Below are 18690 nucleotides of genomic sequence, written 5' to 3'. Positions count from 1 at the left end.
AGGTTACAAAACAACGCTGCCGAGGATCGGCACTTTTTTTGCTGATGCTTGCAAACGTTTTCAATGCCAACGGAAACGATCTTAAAGGAACCATAATGCGAAACATGATCACCATGGGCGAGTTCATCGTCAAAAAGCAGGCGGATTATCCCACTGCGACCGGCGAGCTGACCTCTCTGCTCAGCTCCATTCGCCTGGCTGCCAAGGTGGTGAACCGGGAGATCAACAAGGCGGGGCTGGCGGACATCATCGGCTCCATGGGTGCTGAAAACGTGCAGGGCGAGGTGCAGCAGAAGCTGGACGTCTACGCCAACGAGCGCTTCAAGGCGGCGCTGGAAGCCCGTGGCGAAGTGTGCGGCATGGCCTCCGAAGAGGAGGAGGATTTCGTCTCCTTCGATTCCGAGCTCTCCCGTCACTCCAAGTACGTGGTGCTGATAGATCCCCTCGACGGCTCCTCCAACATCGACGTCAACGTCTCCGTCGGGACCATCTTCTCTATCTATCGCCGGGTCAGCAAGCCGGGTGCCGGCGTCACCCTGGAAGACTTCCTGCAGCCGGGCAACCGCCAGGTTGCCGCCGGTTACGTGGTCTATGGCTCCTCCACCATGCTGGTCTACACCACCGGCTTTGGCGTCAACGGCTTTACCTACGACCCCTCCATCGGCTGCTTCTGCCTCTCCCACGAGAACATCCGCATTCCGGAGGAGGGCAAGATCTACTCCATCAACGAGGGCAACTACATCAAGTTCCCGGACGGGGTGAAGAAGTACCTCAAATATTGCCAGGAGCGGGACGAGGCGACCCACCGCCCTTATACCTCTCGCTATATCGGTTCTCTGGTCTCCGATTTTCACCGCAACCTGCTCAAGGGTGGCATCTACATCTATCCGTCCGGCACCAACTCGCCGAACGGCAAGCTGCGTCTGCTCTATGAGTGCAACCCCATGGCGTTCCTGGTGGAGCAGGCGGGTGGCAGAGCCTCCGACGGCTTCAACCGCATCATGGATATCCAGCCCACCGCGCTGCACCAGCGCACCCCCTATTTCGTGGGCTCCACCAAGATGGTGGAACGGGCCGAGGCCTTCATGCGGGAGTTCTCCGCCCACGAGAACCCGGCCGAGCAGGCTTGACCGCTTGTGTCACGGGATAAAAAACGGGAGCCAATATGGCTCCCGTTTTATTTGGGTGAGTGGCTAGCCGCTCAAGGAATGCCACCTCAGGGGCTGGCGTGGCTGGCGAGATCCGCCAGCAGACCATCCACCAGTTTGAGGCGCATGGCCCGCTCCTGAGTCGGCACCTGGAAGCGCAGCCGGGTCGGTCCGTCCATCTTGTAGATGCGCGGTTGCTCGGAGAGCAGCTTGACCAGATAGGCCGGGTTGACGCGGGTCTCCTGGGTGAAGTCCAGGTAACCGCCGCGCTCACTCATCTCCACCCGGCGAATGCCAAGGGCAGTTGCGCGCTGGCGGAAGGCGGCCAGCTCCATCAGGGTTTTGGTCGCCTCCGGCAAGAGGCCGAAGCGGTCGATCAGCTCCACTTTGAGTTCGCGCAGCTCCTGCTCGTCCGCCGCACTGGCGATCCGCTTGTACATGGAGAGCCGCATATTGACGTCCGGGATGTAGTCGTCCGGGAGCAAGGCCGGCAGGCGCAGCTCCACCTCGGTGTGTTGACTCATGAGCTGTTCGAGGGACGGCTCCTTGCCATGTTTGAGCGCCTCCACCGCCTGCTCCAGCATCTCCATGTAGAGGGTGAAGCCGACCGATTCGATCTGGCCGCTTTGATCGTCGCCCAGCAGCTCGCCTGCGCCGCGGATCTCCAGATCGTGGGTGGCGAGCGCAAAGCCGGCGCCGAGATCTTCGAGCGACGCAATGGCCTCCAGCCGCTTGGCCGCATCCTTGGTCATCAGCTTGGGATGAGGGGTGAGCAGGTAGGCATAGGCCTGGTGGTGGGAGCGGCCGACCCGGCCCCGCAGCTGGTGCAGCTGGGCCAGGCCCAGATGATCCGCCCGGTCCATGATGATGGTGTTGGCGCTTGGCACGTCGATGCCGGTCTCGATGATGGTGGTGCAGACCAGCAGGTTGAAGCGCTGGTGGTAGAAGTCAGACATCACCCGCTCGAGCTCCCGCTCGCGCATCTGGCCGTGGGCGATGCCGATGCGCGCCTCCGGCACCAGCTCGGCAAGATCCGCCGCACACTTCTCGATGCTCTCCACGTCGTTGTGCAGGTAGTAGACCTGACCGCCACGCTTCAGTTCCCGCAGCACCGCCTCGCGCACCACCGCCGGCTCGTGCTGGCGCACGAAGGTCTTGATAGCCAGGCGCTTGGCGGGCGGGGTGGCGATGATGGAGAGATCCCGCATGCCCGACATCGCCATGTTGAGGGTACGCGGAATGGGGGTCGCCGTGAGGGTGAGGATATCCACGTCGGCGCGCAGCGCCTTGATCTTCTCCTTCTGGCGCACCCCGAAGCGATGCTCCTCGTCGACGATGAGCAGGCCCAGATCCTTGAAGGTGAGCTCGGCGCCCAGCAGCTTGTGGGTGCCGATGATGATGTCCACCTTGCCCTCGGCCATCTCCTTCATCACCGCGCTCTGCTCCTTGGCGGAGCGGAAGCGGCTCAGCACCTCGACCCGCACCGGCCAGTTGGCGAAGCGGTCGCGGAAGTTGTCATAGTGTTGTTGGGCCAAGAGGGTGGTGGGCACCAGCACGGCCACCTGCTTGCCGCCATGCACGGCCACAAACGCCGCCCGCATCGCCACCTCGGTCTTGCCAAAGCCCACGTCGCCGCACACCAGCCGGTCCATGCTCTTGGCCTGACACATGTCGCCGAGCACAGCATTGATGGCGTTGAGCTGATCGTCGGTCTCCTCGAACGGGAAGCCAGCGGCAAACTGGCGATAGGCCTCGCGGTCGTGCTTGAAGGCAAAGCCGGCGCGGGCCGCGCGGTGGGCGTAGACATCGAGCAGCTCGGCCGCCACGTCGCGCACCTTCTCGGCCGCCTTGCGCCGCGCCTTGACCCAGGCCTCGCCGCCGAGCTTGTGGCTGGGCGGATTGTCGGATCCTGTATAGCGGCTGATGAGGTGCAGGCTGGTGACCGGCACGAACAGCTTGTCGCCACCGGCGTATTCGAGGGTCAGAAACTCGGTGGGCAGGCCGCCGGCGTCTATGGTCTCCAGCCCCAGATAGCGGCCGACCCCGTGATCCAGATGCACCACCGGCTGACCCTGGGTCAGCTCGCCAAGGTTTCGGATCACCGCATCGGAGCTTAAATTCTTGCTCTTCTCCCGTTGCCGTTTGCTGCGGATCTTGCCGCCCAGCAGTTCGGTTTCGGTGATGAGCGCCAGCTCCTCTTGCCCCGGCTCTCGCAGCAAGAAACCGCGTTCGAGCGGTGCCACCAGCAGGCCGTGGCGGGCCTTGCTGGTGATGAAGGCATCGAGCGAGGTGAACTCCTTGGGTTGCAGCGCGATGCGCGCCAGCAGATCCCCCAGCACCTCGCGCCGACCTTCGGACTCCACCGCAAACAGGGTGCGGCCGGCAAAATCTTGCAGGAACTGGCTGAGGGCCAGCAGCGGCTGCTCCTTGCTGTGATCGAGCTGAAGATCCGGTAGCGCCGAGAGGGGCAGGTCGTGCTGGCCTGCATCACCGGCGGTGGGGGCCTCCTGCAGCCGTACGGCCGCGTACTGGCCGAGCGCCGCAAACAGCTGCTCCACCGGCAGGTAGATCTGCTGGGGCGGCAGCAGGGGACGGGTATTGTCCCAGCGCCTGTCTTCGTAGCGCTGGCCGATGTCGTTCCAGAAGCGCTGGGCGGCGGGGTAGATCTCCCCCACGGTCAGCAGCAGGGTGTTGTCCGGCAGGTGATCAAACAGGCTGGCGGTCTGCTGGAAGAAGAGCGGCAGATAGTACTCGATGCCCGCCGGCCAGCGCCCCTTGCTCACCTCCTGATAGATGGAGCCCTCGGCGCGGGAGATCTCGAACTGTTCGCGATACTGGCCGCGAAACAGCTCGATGGCGGCTTCATCGGTGGGAAACTCCCGGGCCGGCAACAGGCTGACGCTCTTGACCGGCTCGCTGGAGCGTTGGGTCTCGGGGTCGAACGGGCGGATGGAGTCCACCTCGTCGTCGAAAAAATCGATGCGATAGGGGCTGCTGCTGCCCATGGGGAAGAGATCGAGCAGGGAGCCGCGGGCGGCAAATTCGCCGTGCTCCAGCACCTGCTCCACCGCCACGTAACCAGCCTCGGCCAGGCGTGCGCGCAGTTGCTGCAGGTTGAGGCGCTGGCCGCTCTTTACCATCAGGCTGTATTTGTCGAGATAGACCCGGGGCGCCGTGCGCAACATCAGGGTGGAGATGGGCACGATCAACACGCCGCTGCTCATCTGCGGCAGCTTGTAGAGGGTCTCGAGCCGCTGGGAGATGATGTCCTGATGGGGGGAGAAGGTGTCGTAGGGCAGGGTCTCCCAATCCGGGAACAGCAGTACCGGGCAGCCCTTGTCGGCCAAGAGGTACTGCAGTTCCTGTTCGAGGCGCAGGGCACTCGGGGTATCGGCGGTCACCAGCAGGACGGGGCGATGAGCCTCCTCGGTGAGGCGGGCGGCCATCAGCGAGAGGCTGCTGCCTGTCAGCTGGCCGAGCGTTAACTTTTGGCCCGCCTTGGCGGGCAAGGCGGGGAGCTTCATTGGCATCATTCGATTCTTTTAACGTTGACGGTCTTGCGCACGAAGTTTGAGTTGTTTGGACTGGATATGCAGGCTGGCGCGTACCAGCAGTTCGCGGTCATCCTCGCGGATCCGCACATAGTCGAGCACCACCTGGGTGCCGTGCTCGCTCGGTTCCAGCTGCTTGACCTGGCCGTAGCAGTAAATGGCGGAGGCCTCTTCGCGCAGAAAGATCTTGAGCCGCACTATCTGGTGCAGGTGCGGTGCCTCGCCGTGGCCCTGGCGCGGGTGCAGATAGGTGAGCTGGCCGGCGCCAAAGCGCAGGGTGTGGAAGCGGTGCTCCGGGTGATCCTGCACCGACAGCACATAGCCCATGATCATGTCGATCTTGCGCGACTGCTGGTTGATGATCTCCACCAGATCGTGCATCGACTCACTCTGGTTGCGGAGCAGGCGACTGGTCACCATGTCGATGGAGGTGATGGAGGAGGCGATGCGAAAGGGTTCGGGCAGCTCGGCTTCCAGAGCCTCCAGCGAGGGCAGGTGAAAATCGCCGGGCATGGGGATCACATTGACCGGCGTGGCATGGGTGACACTGAAGAACTGTTCCTGCATGGAGGCTATCCCTTGTTGTCATAGACGGTTTCCCTTTATTATCCGGTATCTTATTTTGTTGGCAACGTAGATATCCTTGAAGACTGGACTTTTTCAGCCACTGTCGCTGGCCATCGGCCTGCGTTACGCAGGCTCGCGACGCAGCAATCGCTTCGTGTCATTTATCTCCCTGTTTTCCACTTTCGGCATTGCCATCGGGGTCGCGGCCCTGATGGTGGTCATCTCGGTGATGAACGGTTTTGAAGGGCAGCTCAAGGGGCGCATCCTCGGGGTGATCCCCCATGTGGTGGTGACCAGCCCGGCGGGGCGCATCGACGCCGCGCCGCAGGGGCTGCCGGACTTGGCCAGGTTGCCCCACGTGATCGCCCATGCTCCCATGCTCGACAGCGAAGGCATGTTGCAAAGCCCCGGTCAGCTCACCGGCGTGAGCGTGCAGGGCATCGATCCCGCCCAGTGGCCCAAGGATGACATCCTGCACGCCCAGATGCAGATGGGGCGTCTGGACAGCCTGCAAGCTGGCGAATACCACATAGTGCTGGGGCAGGGGGTGGCCAATCGTCTCAAGGTCTCCATGGGCGACCAGGTCCGTCTGATCCTGACCGAAGGCACCCGTTTCACCCCGTTTGGCCGGGTGCCGGCCCAGCGCCTCTTCACCGTCTCCGGCATCTTCGGGGTCGGCGCCGACGTGGACAGCCAGGTTGCCCTGATTGCGCTGGGAGATGCCCAGCGTCTGCTGCGCCTGCCTGCGGACAAGGTAGGCGGCATTCGCCTTTGGCTGGATGATCCCTTCGCCGCCGACGAGGTGGTGAAGACGGCGCTGCCGGACGGGTTGGAGTGGCAGGACTGGCGCCGCGAGCGCGGCGAGCTGTTCCAGGCGGTGGCCATGGAGAAGCGGATGATGGGGCTGATGCTGGTGCTGATCATCGCGGTCGCTACCTTCAACATCCTCTCCGCCCTGGTGATGGTGGTGACCGACAAGGAAGGGGAGGTCGCCATCCTGCGAACCATGGGCATGAGCGAGTCTGGCATCGTCAAGATCTTCATGGTGCTGGGAGCCTCCAGCGGCGTCATCGGCGCCCTGTTCGGGGGGCTGGCGGGGCTGGCACTCTCCATGGGGCTCAACCCTCTGCTCAATGCGGTGGGGCTCAACCTCTATATGACGGCCGGCGGCTCGGGCCTGCCGGTCATCGTCGAACCCGCCCAGGTCGTGACCATTTTGCTGGGCGCCGTGCTGCTCAGCTTCAGCGCCACCCTCTACCCGGCAGCCCGTGCGGCCCGGGTCAAACCGGCGGAGGCGCTGCGCTATGAATAATTCATCTTCTGTTGTTACTGGTGCAAGTGGAGCCCCCTTTATGAATCAATCCGTCTCCTGCGAGCCGCTGCTGCGCTGTCAGGCCCTCAACCATGTCTACAAAGAGGGCGATCTGGAGACCCAGGTACTCAAGGGCATCGATCTTAGCGTGGCGCCCGGTGAGATGCTGGCGGTGGTGGGTAGCTCGGGCTCCGGCAAGACCACCCTGCTGCACCTGATGGGGGCGCTCGACAACCCCTCCAGCGGCGCCGTGCTGTTCAAGGGGCAGGACATCCACCGCTGGGACAGCCGCACCCAGGCGAAGTTTCGTAACCAGGAGCTGGGGTTTGTCTACCAGTTCCACCACCTGCTCTCCGAATTCAGTGCGCTGGAAAATGCTGCCATGCCGCTGCTGATCGCCGGCGAGTCGGTGGCGAGCGCCACCGAGAAGGCGAGCAAGATGCTGGGGCGGGTAGGTCTCTCCCATCGTCTCAACCACAGACCGTCCGAGCTCTCCGGTGGTGAGCGCCAGCGGGTGGCCATCGCCCGCGCCCTGGTCAACGAACCCAGCCTGGTGCTGGCGGACGAGCCCACCGGCAACCTGGATCACGCCAGCGCCACCGCCGTCTATGAGCTGCTCTGCGAGCTCAACCGCGAGCTCGGCACCGCGTTCGTGGTGGTGACCCACGACTTGAGCCTGGCGGCCAAGCTCCATCGCCGGGTGACCTTGGTGAGCGGCGTGATGGCGGAGGTCGCCTGATGTTCAAACCGCTGCCCCTGTTTCTGGGCCTGCGTTACAGCCGCTCCCGCCGTCGCAACGGCTTCATCGCCTTTATCTCCGCCTCCTCCCTCATCGGCATCGCCCTCGGGGTGATGGCGCTGATCCTGGGACTCTCCGCCATGAACGGCTTTGAGCGGGAGCTCAAAAACCGGGTGCTCTCCGTGGTGCCCCACGGCGAGCTGATGGGGATGGAGGCGCCGCTCCCCAACTGGCCCAAACTGCGGGATTACCTGCTGGCCCAGCCCGGAGTGGAGGCTGCCGCCCCTGTGATCCGGCTCGACGGCTTGCTGGAGCACGGCAGCGCCCTCAAGGGGTTGCAAGTGCGCGCCGTGCTGCCGGAGCTCGAGGCTAATCTCTCCGATGCGGGCAACTACATGACGGGGCGCGGCCTGCGCGAACTGCAAGCCGGCGAGCACGGCCTTATTCTCGGCAAGACCATCGCCGACAAGCTGGGGGTCAAGATAGGGGATACCGTCACCCTGCTGCTGCCTCAGGGGGGCGATGCCACCGGCATCAAGAACCCGAAGCGCGAGTCTCTTACCGTGGTGGGGCTGCTCGAGATCGGTGGTCAGCTCGATGGGGTGCTCGGCTTCATGCATCTGGCGGATGCCCAGGCCATCACCGGCATGGGTAGCGCGGTAGAGGGTTTCAGCCTCAAGGTGAACGACGTGCTCAAGGCGCAGTCCATCACGGTGGCGGCCGCCCAGAAGTTTCCGCACTACGTCTACATCAGCAGCTGGATGAGCCGCCAGGGCTATCTCTATCAGGACATCCAGATGGTGCGCACCGTGATGTACGTGGTGATGCTGATGGTGGTGGCGGTGGCCTGCTTCAACATCGTCTCCACCCTGGTGATGGCGGTGAACGAGAAGCGCAGCGAGATCGCCATCTTGAAGACCATGGGGGCGAGCCCGGGCCAGATCCGGCTCACCTTCGTCATTCAGGGGATGGTGAACGGGGTGGCAGGGGCTCTGCTCGGCGCCCTGCTGGGCGGCCTGCTCTCCAGCAAGCTGACCCAGATCCTGAGCGCCATTGAAGGGGTGATCGGCCACCGTTTCCTCAATCCGGACATCTACTTCATCGACTTTCTGCCGACCGAGCTGCACATGCAGGACTTGCTCATCGTGACCGGCGCCGCCATCCTGATGAGCCTGGTGGCGACCCTTTACCCCGCCTGGCGGGCGAGCGGGCTGGTGCCGTCGCGCGAGCTGGGGCACTGATACGCGGCATCTTGTCTGCTGAGAAAAACGAAAGACCCGCCGGCGCAAACCGGCGGGTCTTTCTGTTTTGAGGGGAGCTGGCTGGTTTAATGGGCGTTGAGTTCATCGAGTGGCAGGGAGAAGCTCGCCACGAAGATGTCGATGAAGTAGCGCATCTCGTCGCTCATCCGGGCGGCCAGCATCTGCTCGAGGCGCTTGCGCGCCGGCTCGAACTCCCGGTTGCCGGCGTTGATCTCCTCCAGGCACTTGGTATAGGCGCAGAGAGTGTCGGCATCCTTCACCAACCTGGCCAGCTCGCCGTCCTGGGCACCCGAGTCCAGCAGCGGGCGAAAATCCTCCACCAGCTCAGGCGGCAACATGCCGAGCAGGCGCTGCTCGGCCGCCAACTCAATCTTCTTGTATTCGCGGGCAATCTCGGGATTGAAGTACTTGACCGGGGTGGGCAGATCGCCGGTCAGCACCTCGCTGCTGTCGTGATAAAGGGCCATCACGGCGGCGCGATCGGCATCCACACTGCCGCCAAAGAGCCGGTTTTTGATGAGGCCGAGGGCGTGGGCCACCATGGCCACCTGCAGGCTGTGCTCGGCGATGTTCTCGGGCTGGATGTTGCGCATCAGCGGCCAGCGGTAGATGAGTTTCATGCGGGCGAGATTGGCGAAGAAGTGGCTGGGCAGCATGGGGTACCTCAAGATGGCAATGAAAAAGGGCAGACCCTAGTCTGCCCTTTTTTGCGGTCGGCGGCATCGCCCTTAACGAATATAGCGACCGGATTCGGCTTCCTGATTGGTGACGATCATCTGGCCGATGGGGGCCAGGCTGATGAGCGCCAGCTTGAGGTGCTGAATGCCGAACGGGATGCCGATGATGGTGACGAAGCAGGCCAGCGCCGAGGCGATGTGGCCGATGGCCAGCCAGATCCCGATCAGCACGAACCAGATGATGTTGCCAATCAGCCCCATGGTGCCGGTGCCCATGTCGCTCAGCCCCGTCATGGTCTTGCGGTTGACTGCCTGCTTGCCAAACGGGAAGAAGGTGAAGGTGCCGATGACGAAGCAGGCGCGTCCCCAGGGGATGCCGATGAGGGAGATGAAACAGAGCAGTCCGGCCAGCCACCAGGCCAGCCCCATGAAGACGCCTCCCAGTACGAACCAGAGCAGATTGAACAAGAAGCGGAAAAAGGCCATGTCGGTGACTCCAGACTTATCAAGATGGCTGCCACCATAACGAGCGATGGTTATGGACGCAATGGTTGAAGGGGCGGGGCGGACAATTTGGGTCGCAGCCTGCACGCCGTGGCCGGTCTGCCGGCTGATGAGCTGAAAAAGTAGGCTCTTGCACGAAAAAAGGTGAGCAAGTGCAAATTCTTGCAGTCTGCATCCTTGAAGTCGGGCTCGGTTTTCCCCATATAAGGGGCAGTTTTGCGCGAATTGTGCCATTGCCAGCCCGGTTTGGGGACGTGTGGCTCGACTCGATCAAAGTGCGCCGCTATAATGTCGCGTCATATTTTCTCATCACAAAGACAGTCGTTGTCTTTATAAACAGGAAGACTCCGGGCTTTGCCCAGGGGCAATAAAGGGTCAGCACGCAGTGCTGAGTTGAACGAGGTAGAAGAATGCAAGTTTCTGTAGAGACAACCCAGGGTCTGGAACGCCGTCTTACCATCACCGTACCGGCCGCTACCGTTGACGCCGCCGTGCGCAAAGAATTGAACGGCCTGGCCAAAACCCGTCGCATCGACGGTTTCCGTCCTGGCAAGGCTCCGGTTGCCATCATCAAGAAAATGTTCGGCGCCATGGCTCATGCTCGCGTTGCTGACGAAATGATGCAGAGCAACTTCATCAAGGCCATCATCGACAACAAGCTGAGCCCGGCCGGTGCCCCGACCATGGATCCGAAAGAGATCAAAGAGGGTCAGGATTTCGAATTCACCGCCACTTTCGAAGTGTACCCGGAGTTCGAAGTTGCCGGTCTGGAGACCATCAAGGTCGAGAAGCCGGTTGCTACCGTGAAGGATGAAGATCTGGCCAACATGATCGACACCCTGCGCAAGCAGCACGCTACCTGGAGTGAAGTGGACGCCGCCGCTGCCGATGGCATGCGTGTGACCATGGACTTCGTCGGTTCCATCGACGGTGAAGAGTTCGACGGCGGCAAGGCCGAAGGCTTCAACCTGGTGCTGGGCGCCGGCCGCATGATCCCTGGCTTCGAAGACGCCATCCTGGGCAAGAAAGCAGGCGACGAGTTCACCATCGACGTAACCTTCCCGGCTGACTACCACGCTGAAAACCTGAAAGGTAAAGCTGCCAAGTTCGCTTCCAAGCTGAACAAGGTGGAAGAGCAGATCCTGCCTGAGCTGACCGAAGAGTTCGTCAAGCGTTTCGGCATCGAGAGCGGCAGCGTTGAAGAGCTGAAAGCCGAAGTGCGCAAGAACATGGAGCGCGAACTGGCTCAAGCCCTGAAAAACAGCGTGAAAGAGCAGGTGCTGAACGGCCTGGTTGAAGCCAACCAGATCGATCTGCCGAAGGCTGCCGTTGCTCAGGAAATCGATGCCCTGCGTCAGCAGGCACTGCAGCGTTTCGGCGGCTTCCAGGGCGGCAACGCACCTGAACTGCCGGCCGAGCTGTTCCAGGCCCAGGCCGAGCGTCGCGTACGCGTAGGTCTGCTGCTGGGCGACGTGATCCGTACCAACGAGATCAAGGCTGACGACGCCCGCGTCAACAGCATCATCGAATCCATGGCCACTGCCTACGAAGATCCGAAGGAAGTGATCGAGTACTACCAGAAGAACGAGCAGATGCTGAACGGCGTTCGCAACCTGGCGGTAGAAGATCAAGCCATCGACCTGATCCTCTCCAAGGCCCAGGTGACCGAGAAAGAAGTTGCATTTGACGAAGTGATCAACAAGTCCGGTGCCGCTGCCTAAGAACATTTGACTTAAGGTCAAGACTGTTAAGTATAATGGCTCGTGTGATCTCCACTCGGGCCATTTTATTTTAGGGACAATGCCTTATGTACAAGAACTATAACGATGTGACTGAATCCCCACGCAATGCGCTCATCCCGATGGTGGTAGAGCAAACCGCGAAAGGGGAGCGTTCCTACGACATCTATTCTCGTCTGCTGAAGGAGCGGGTGATCTTCCTGACCGGTCAGGTTGAAGATCACATGGCGAATCTGGTGGTGGCTCAGCTGCTGTTCCTGGAGTCCGAAAATCCGGATCAGGACATCAGCATCTACATCAACTCTCCGGGTGGGGCCGTCACGGCCGGTATGTCCATTTATGACACCATGCAGTTCATCAAGCCGGACGTCAGCACTGTGTGCATGGGGCAGGCCTGTTCCATGGGCGCCTTCCTGCTGGCCGGTGGTGCCAAGGGCAAGCGTTTCTGCCTGCCCAATGCCCGCGTGATGATCCACCAGCCGCTGGGCGGTTTCCAGGGCCAGGCATCTGATATCCAGATCCACGCCCAGGAGATCCTGAAGATCAAGAATACCCTGAACGAGCGTCTTGCCTTCCATACCGGACAGGACATGGCCACCATCGAGCGTGACACCGACCGTGACAACTTCATGTCCGCCGAGCAGGCCGTGGCCTATGGTCTGGTTGATGGTGTCCTGAGCCGCCGCGGCTGAGCCACGAGCTAGCCCGTACCATCATTGAGGACATCATCTGATTTGGTGATGCCCTCAATCGGCAGATCAGGCATGGGCAGGGTGTTCCGGACTGTTGTAAACTCAACAGGACAATCCATCCTCTATTGATAAAACGAGGTTGCTGAATGACAGAAAAACGCAAGGGTGAGGGTGATAAGCTGCTCTACTGCTCTTTTTGCGGCAAAAGCCAGCATGAAGTGCGCAAGCTGATCGCTGGCCCTTCCGTCTACATATGTGATGAGTGCGTCGAGCTGTGCAACGACATCATCCGCGAGGAGATCCGTGAGATCTCGCCCAAGCGCGATGGTAGCGAGCTGCCGACCCCTCATGAAATCCGCGCTCATCTGGATGACTATGTGATCGGGCAGGAGTACGCCAAGAAGGTGTTGGCGGTAGCCGTCTACAACCACTACAAGCGGCTGCGCAGCGGCAGCGAGTCTGGTGGTGTGGAGCTGGGCAAATCCAACATCCTGCTGATCGGTCCGACCGGCAGCGGCAAGACCCTGCTGGCCGAAACCCTGGCCCGTCTGCTGGACGTGCCGTTCACCATGGCCGACGCCACCACATTGACCGAAGCCGGTTACGTGGGTGAGGACGTGGAGAACATCATCCAGAAGTTGCTGCAAAAGTGCGACTACGACGTGGAGAAGGCCCAGCGCGGCATCGTCTACATCGACGAGATCGACAAGATCTCCCGCAAGTCGGACAACCCCTCCATCACCCGCGACGTCTCCGGGGAAGGGGTGCAGCAGGCCCTGCTCAAGCTGATCGAAGGGACCATCGCTTCCGTGCCGCCGCAAGGTGGTCGCAAGCACCCGCAGCAGGAGTTCTTGCAGGTTGATACCTCCAAGATCCTGTTCATCTGTGGTGGCGCCTTTGCCGGTCTGGACAAGGTGATCGAGCAGCGCTCCGTCAAGGGCACCGGCATCGGTTTTGGTGCCGAGGTCAAGTCCAAGAGCGCCAAGGCGACCTTGAGCGAGAGCTTTGCCAAGGTGGAGCCGGAAGATCTGATCAAATACGGTCTGATCCCCGAGTTCATCGGTCGTCTGCCGGTGGTCGCGACCCTGACCGAGCTGGACGAGGCTGCCCTCATCCAGATCCTGAAAGAGCCGAAGAACGCGCTGACCAAGCAGTATGCCGCGCTGTTCGATCTGGAAGGGGTGGAGCTGGAGTTCCGTGACGACGCCTTGAACGCCATTGCCCGCAAGGCTATGGAGCGCAAAACCGGCGCTCGCGGTCTACGTTCCATCGTGGAAGCCGTGCTGCTGGATACCATGTATGACCTGCCGTCGCTGGACGGTGTCAGCAAGGTGGTGATCGACGAGACCGTGATCAAGGGGGACTCCGCGCCCTTGATGATCTACGAAAATCCCGAGACCCAGGCCGCAGCATCAGAGTAAATGTCTGATTTTTAATCAAATGAAAGGGGCTTTTTGCCCCTTTCATGCTTTTTGCGGTTTCGGCGATTGAATCTCATCTAAGCGCCCCCATATACTCAGTCAAGCGCTTTGCCAACGGTATAACAAGCCGAGAGGACATATATGAACCTAGAGCGTTCAGAACGCATCGAGATTCCCGTCCTGCCTCTTCGTGACGTGGTGGTTTATCCCCACATGGTCATTCCACTCTTTGTGGGGCGGGAAAAATCCATTCGCTGTCTGGAAGCGGCCATGGAGCAGGACAAGAAAGTTCTGCTGGTGGCCCAGAAGGATGCGTCAACCGATGAGCCGACGGTGGAGGAGATCTTCTCCGTCGGGACAGTGGCCAATATTCTGCAGATGCTCAAGCTGCCCGACGGCACCGTCAAGGTGCTGGTGGAAGGGGGCCAGCGTGCCCGTCTTGAGCGGATGATCGACGACCGGGACTTCTTCGTTGGCGAGGCGCAGTACATCGCCTCCAAGGCGATCGACGAGAAGGACCAGGACGTGCTGGTACGTTCTGCCATCGGTCAGTTTGAAGGTTACATCAAGCTCAACAAGAAGATCCCGCCCGAGGTGCTCACCTCGATTTCGGCGATCGACGACGCGGCGCGCCTGGCCGATACCATGGCTGCCCACATGCCGCTCAAGCTCGAAGACAAGCAGAAGGTACTGGAAATCGCCTCCGTGTCCGAGCGCATCGAGTTTCTGATGGCCATGATGGAGTCGGAGATCGACCTGCTGCAGGTCGAGAAGCGCATCCGCTCCCGGGTCAAGAAGCAGATGGAGAAGAGCCAGCGCGAGTACTATCTCAACGAGCAGATGAAGGCCATCCAGAAAGAGCTGGGTGAGCTGGAAGACAGCCCGGATGAGTTCGAGGCCCTCAATCGCAAGATTGAAGAGGCCGGCATGCCGGAAGATGCGCGTGAGAAGGCGCAGGCCGAGCTTGCCAAGCTGAAGATGATGTCCCCCATGTCGGCGGAAGCCACCGTGGTGCGCAGCTACGTCGACTGGATGGTGCAGGTGCCGTGGAAGGCGCGTTCCAAGGTCAAGAAAGACCTGGGCAAGGCGCAAGAGGTGCTGGATGCCGATCACTATGGCCTGGAGAAGGTCAAGGATCGCATCCTCGAGTATCTGGCGGTGCAGGCGCGGGTCAACAAGCTCAAGGGCCCCATCCTCTGTCTGGTTGGGCCTCCCGGTGTGGGCAAGACCTCGCTCGGTCAGTCCATCGCCAAGGCCACCGGTCGCAAATATGTGCGTATGGCGCTCGGCGGCGTGCGTGACGAGGCGGAGATCCGCGGTCATCGTCGTACCTACATCGGTTCCATGCCCGGCAAGCTCATCCAGAAGATGGCCAAAGTCGGCGTGAAGAACCCGCTGTTCCTGCTCGACGAGATCGACAAGATGAGCTCGGACATGCGAGGCGATCCCGCCTCCGCCCTGCTGGAAGTGCTGGATCCCGAGCAGAACAACAGCTTCAACGATCACTACTTGGAAGTGGATTATGACCTGTCGGACGTGATGTTCGTGGCCACCTCCAACTCCATGAACATCCCGGGTCCACTGCTGGACCGGATGGAAGTGATCCGTCTGTCCGGTTACACCGAAGACGAGAAGCTCAACATCGCCAAGCAGCACCTGGTCTCCAAGCAGATCCAGCGCAACGGCCTGAAAGAGTCCGAGATCACCATCGAGGATTCCGCCCTGGTCGGGGTGATCCGCTACTACACCCGCGAGGCGGGGGTGCGTAGCCTGGAGCGCGAGATCTCCAAGATTTGTCGCAAAGCGGTCAAGCGCATCCTGCTGGACAAGAGCATCAAGCATGTTCAGGTCAATCAGGCCAACCTCAAGGAGTTCCTCGGGGTACAGCGCTTCGACTACGGCAAGGCGACCGACCAGAACCAGGTGGGTCAGGTCTGTGGTCTGGCGTGGACCGAAGTGGGGGGCGATCTGCTCACCATCGAGACCACCAACATGCCGGGCAAGGGCAAGCTCACCTACACAGGCTCCCTCGGTGACGTGATGCAGGAGTCCATCCAGGCGGCCATGACGGTGGTGCGGGCCCGTGCCGAGAAGCTGCGCATCAATGCGGACTTCTACGAGAAGCGCGACATCCACGTGCACGTACCGGAAGGGGCCACCCCCAAAGATGGTCCTAGCGCCGGTATCGCCATGTGTACCGCCCTGGTCTCCAGCTTGACCGGTAATCCGGTTCGTGCTGATGTGGCCATGACGGGGGAAATCACCTTGCGCGGCGAAGTGCTGCCCATCGGCGGTCTCAAAGAGAAGCTGCTGGCGGCTCATCGTGGTGGCATCAAGCGTGTGCTGATCCCGAAAGAGAACGAGCGGGACCTCGAGGAGATCCCGGACAACGTCAAACAAGACCTTGAAATTCATCCGGTTCGCTGGATTGACGAGGTGCTGGAACTGGCGTTGCAGGACAATCCGCAAGGGTTTGAGCGCGTTTCTGTCGTATAAATGTTGATGCGCCGCAAATTTGGCGCATTCGGGCGGTGGTTAAGGCTTGCATGCTCCGGATAACGGAAGTAGCCTTGACCACCGATCGGGAACTCATGATGAGTCGCAAGGCGTGATGTGGCGCGGGTTTGCGCCAGATTGTCACTTGCAACTGATCAGGAGGCTTGCTATAAAACCTCCACTTGTTGTGGCCAGGGAAATCGGCGCCGCAGCGATGTTCGATAAAAGGGGAATATAAGAGTGAATAAATCTCAACTGATTGACAAGATTGCAGACGGTGCTGATATCTCCAAAGCCGCTGCTGGCCGTGCGCTGGATGCTTTCATTGACGCCGTCGGTGAAGCTCTGAAAGAGGGTGACCAGGTTGCTCTGGTTGGTTTCGGTACTTTCGCCGTGCGCGAACGTGCTGCCCGTTCTGGCCGTAACCCGCAAACTGGCGCGACCATCGAAATCGCCGCTGGTAAAGTTCCTGCCTTCAAAGCCGGTAAGGCCCTGAAAGACGCGGTCAACTAAGCCGGGCGCTGATTCTACATCGGCTACCGTCCTTGGTCACAGACCAGACAAGTGAGAGGGCTCTCCCTCATACTGATTGACCAAGGCGCATCGCAATCGGTGCGCCTTTTCATTATTTACGCCCATCGAGTTCGGGAGCATAAGTACAAACATGATGTTGGATAAACTACGCGAAGGGGCGCAGGGCAAGGTGGCCAAGGTTATCTTGGGCCTGATTATCCTCTCCTTTGCCTTGGCCGGTGTAGGTAGCTATCTGAACGGTCCGGCCCGTACCGCCCCCGCCACCGTCAACGGCACGGATATCACTGCCGCGGCACTGGAAAATGCCTACCGCAACGAGCGCGCCCGCATGGAGTCCCAAATGGGGGAGTCCTTCAATCAGCTGGCCGCCAATCCCGATTACATGAAACAGTTCCGTCGCGGCGTACTGGACAGACTGATCGATCAGGCCCTGTTTGACAGCAAGGCCCGTGAACTGGGTCTGCGGGTCAGCGATGAGCAGATCAAGCAGGCCATCGTCGCCATGCCCGAGTTTGCCGAAGAGGGCAAGTTCAACAACGATCGCTACCTGCAGCTGATCCGCCGTGCCGGCATGACCCCCGAGATGTTCCGTGACTCCCTGCGCCAGGACATGGTGCGTCAGCAACTGATGGGCGCCCTGTTGGGCACCGAATTTGCGCTCAAGGGTGAAGCCGAGCAACTGGACAAGCTCTACAACCAGACTCGCGATCTGCGTCTGGTGCGCCTGGCCGCCTCCGCCTATCTGGGTGACGTAAAAGTCTCCGATGAAGAGGTGGAGCAGTACTACAAGGCTAACAGCAACCGCTTCATGAACGACGAGCAGGTTAAGGTCGACTATCTGCTGCTGGACGCCGCCACCCTTGGCAAAGACGTCAAGGTGAGCGAGCAGGATGCCCAGGACTACTACGATCAGCACCAGGATCTGTTCCAGCGTGCCGAGCGTCGCCACGTGGCTCACATCCTGATCCCGTTTGGCAAGGACGAGAAAGCCGCCGAGCAGAAGGCTGAAGCCGTACTGGCCAAAGCCAAGGCGGGTGACGACTTCGCTGCCCTGGCCAAGGCCGACTCATCCGATACCTTCTCCGCCAAGAAGGGCGGCGAGCTGGACTGGTTCGAGAAAGGGGTGATGGATCCGGCGTTCGAGAAGGCGGCCTTTTCCCTGGCCAAGGCCGGCGATCTCTCCGCCGTCGTCAAGAGCCCGTTCGGCTTCCACGTCATCAAGCTGCTGGGGGTTGAACCGGCCCAGACCAAGCCGTTTGCCGATGTGAAGGCAGAGACCATCAGCCGTCTGCAGAGCGACAAGGCCAAGGAGCTGTTCTTTGCCGAGCAGCAGAAGATGGCCGACAGCAGCTTCGAGAACCCGGACTCGCTGGACTTGACCGCCGAGACCATGGGCCTCAAGGTGCAGTCCACCGGTTACTTCAGCCAGGCTGATGCGCCGGCACCGCTCAACGATCCCAAGGCGCTCTCTGCGGCCTTCTCCGAGCAGCTGCGCGATGACAACACCAACTCCGACGTGATCGAGCTGGCTGACGGCAAGGCGCTGGTGATGCACATCACCGGTCACCAGCCGAAAGCGGCCAAGCCGCTGGCGGAAGTGAAAGATCAGGTGATTGCCGCCATCAAGCACGACAAGGCCAGTGAAGTGGCCCGTGGCAAGGCGCAGGGTCTGCTGGACAAGCTCAAGGCTGGCGAGAACATCCAGCCCGAGCTGACCGCACTGGGTCTGAAGGTGGAGAGCCACGATGGCGTCGCCCGTTTCGCCCAGGATCTGGACCAGAACCTGGTGGCACAGGCCTTCCGCATGCCTCATCCGGTCGATGGCAAGCCGAGCGTCGAGCTGGTGACCGAAGCCAATGGCGACCGCGTGGTGGTGGCCCTGGACAAGGTGACCGTCGCCAAGGAGCCGTCCGGCATGGCCAAGCTGCTGCAAGGCCAGCTGGGTCAGGGCAAGGCTCAGGTGAGCTACAAGTCTCTCATCGACGAGCTGCGCAAGTCTGCCAAGATTGAGTACTTCACCGACGTGGAAGCCACGGTCGAATAAGTCG

14 protein-coding genes are annotated in these 18690 nt (G+C 61.0%); 10 read left to right on the top strand and 4 right to left on the bottom strand.

Annotated features, from left to right (window positions below):
• Positions 1–95: 95 nt before the first annotated feature.
• Positions 96–1130 carry a class 1 fructose-bisphosphatase gene (fbp, locus tag I6L38_RS09390; RefSeq protein WP_017781392.1) on the top strand — a complete coding sequence of 345 codons (1035 nt, stop codon included), beginning with the start codon at positions 96–98 and terminating at the stop codon, positions 1128–1130.
• A gap of 86 nt (positions 1131–1216) precedes the next feature.
• On the opposite strand, the gene mfd is transcribed toward fbp, so the two are convergent.
• Both mfd and I6L38_RS09380 read right to left on the bottom strand, forming a co-directional pair.
• Complete coding sequence (gene mfd / locus I6L38_RS09385) at positions 1217–4681, bottom strand: transcription-repair coupling factor (RefSeq protein ID WP_043171654.1); 3465 nt, start codon at positions 4679–4681, stop codon at positions 1217–1219.
• 9 nt (positions 4682–4690) lie between these two features.
• Positions 4691–5266 (bottom strand): hypothetical protein, encoded by a 576-nt coding sequence (locus tag I6L38_RS09380; protein WP_010633791.1) that lies wholly within the window; start codon positions 5264–5266, stop codon positions 4691–4693.
• 76 nt (positions 5267–5342) lie between these two features.
• Between I6L38_RS09380 and I6L38_RS09375 the strand changes: the two genes are divergently transcribed.
• Genes I6L38_RS09375 through lolE form a run of 3 tightly spaced genes read left to right on the top strand, consistent with a single transcriptional unit; the run spans position 5343 to position 8558 of the window.
• Positions 5343–6578: a lipoprotein-releasing ABC transporter permease subunit gene (locus tag I6L38_RS09375; protein ID WP_005301533.1), complete on the top strand. Its 1236-nt coding sequence runs from the start codon at positions 5343–5345 to the stop codon at positions 6576–6578.
• A gap of 40 nt (positions 6579–6618) precedes the next feature.
• Positions 6619–7317, top strand: coding sequence for a lipoprotein-releasing ABC transporter ATP-binding protein LolD (gene lolD / locus I6L38_RS09370; protein ID WP_005301532.1), 699 nt, complete (start codon positions 6619–6621; stop codon positions 7315–7317).
• Complete coding sequence (lolE, locus tag I6L38_RS09365; RefSeq protein WP_043171656.1) at positions 7317–8558, top strand: lipoprotein-releasing ABC transporter permease subunit LolE; 1242 nt, start codon at positions 7317–7319, stop codon at positions 8556–8558. The genes lolD and lolE overlap by 1 nt, the downstream gene beginning before the upstream one ends.
• Before the next feature lie 86 nt (positions 8559–8644).
• Here the strand turns inward: lolE and yfbR are convergent, their stop codons facing one another.
• On the bottom strand, positions 8645–9235 hold the full coding sequence (yfbR, locus tag I6L38_RS09360; RefSeq protein ID WP_010633794.1) for a 5'-deoxynucleotidase: 591 nt from the start codon (positions 9233–9235) through the stop codon (positions 8645–8647).
• Positions 9236–9307: 72 nt separating this feature from the next.
• Entirely contained in the window at positions 9308–9742 is a 435-nt protein-coding gene (locus I6L38_RS09355; protein WP_005301529.1) for a YccF domain-containing protein, read from the bottom strand.
• A gap of 428 nt (positions 9743–10170) precedes the next feature.
• Between I6L38_RS09355 and tig the strand changes: the two genes are divergently transcribed.
• From tig to ppiD, 6 genes are all read left to right on the top strand, one after another.
• The gene (tig, locus tag I6L38_RS09350; RefSeq protein WP_017781395.1) at positions 10171–11481 is read left to right on the top strand and encodes a trigger factor; all 1311 of its coding nucleotides are present in this window, start codon (positions 10171–10173) and stop codon (positions 11479–11481) included.
• A gap of 86 nt (positions 11482–11567) precedes the next feature.
• Positions 11568–12191 (top strand): ATP-dependent Clp endopeptidase proteolytic subunit ClpP, encoded by a 624-nt coding sequence (gene clpP / locus I6L38_RS09345; RefSeq protein WP_005301526.1) that lies wholly within the window; start codon positions 11568–11570, stop codon positions 12189–12191.
• A gap of 146 nt (positions 12192–12337) precedes the next feature.
• Positions 12338–13612 (top strand): ATP-dependent protease ATP-binding subunit ClpX, encoded by a 1275-nt coding sequence (clpX, locus tag I6L38_RS09340; RefSeq protein ID WP_005301524.1) that lies wholly within the window; start codon positions 12338–12340, stop codon positions 13610–13612.
• Between the two features lie 141 nt (positions 13613–13753).
• Positions 13754–16108 carry an endopeptidase La gene (lon, locus tag I6L38_RS09335; RefSeq protein ID WP_005301522.1) on the top strand — a complete coding sequence of 785 codons (2355 nt, stop codon included), beginning with the start codon at positions 13754–13756 and terminating at the stop codon, positions 16106–16108.
• A 240-nt stretch (positions 16109–16348) separates the two neighbouring features.
• The gene (gene hupB, locus I6L38_RS09330; protein WP_005315375.1) at positions 16349–16621 is read left to right on the top strand and encodes a nucleoid-associated protein HU-beta; all 273 of its coding nucleotides are present in this window, start codon (positions 16349–16351) and stop codon (positions 16619–16621) included.
• Positions 16622–16772: 151 nt separating this feature from the next.
• The gene (ppiD, locus tag I6L38_RS09325) at positions 16773–18686 is read left to right on the top strand and encodes a peptidylprolyl isomerase (RefSeq protein ID WP_043171658.1); all 1914 of its coding nucleotides are present in this window, start codon (positions 16773–16775) and stop codon (positions 18684–18686) included.
• The last annotated feature ends 4 nt before the right edge of the window (positions 18687–18690 follow it).

It is taken from the genome of Aeromonas sp. FDAARGOS 1408 (assembly GCF_019048665.1).
Lineage (GTDB): Bacteria > Pseudomonadota > Gammaproteobacteria > Enterobacterales > Aeromonadaceae > Aeromonas > Aeromonas dhakensis.
The sequence above is the reverse complement of the archived record's forward strand: the minus strand, read 5'-3'. Positions and strand labels throughout refer to the sequence as shown.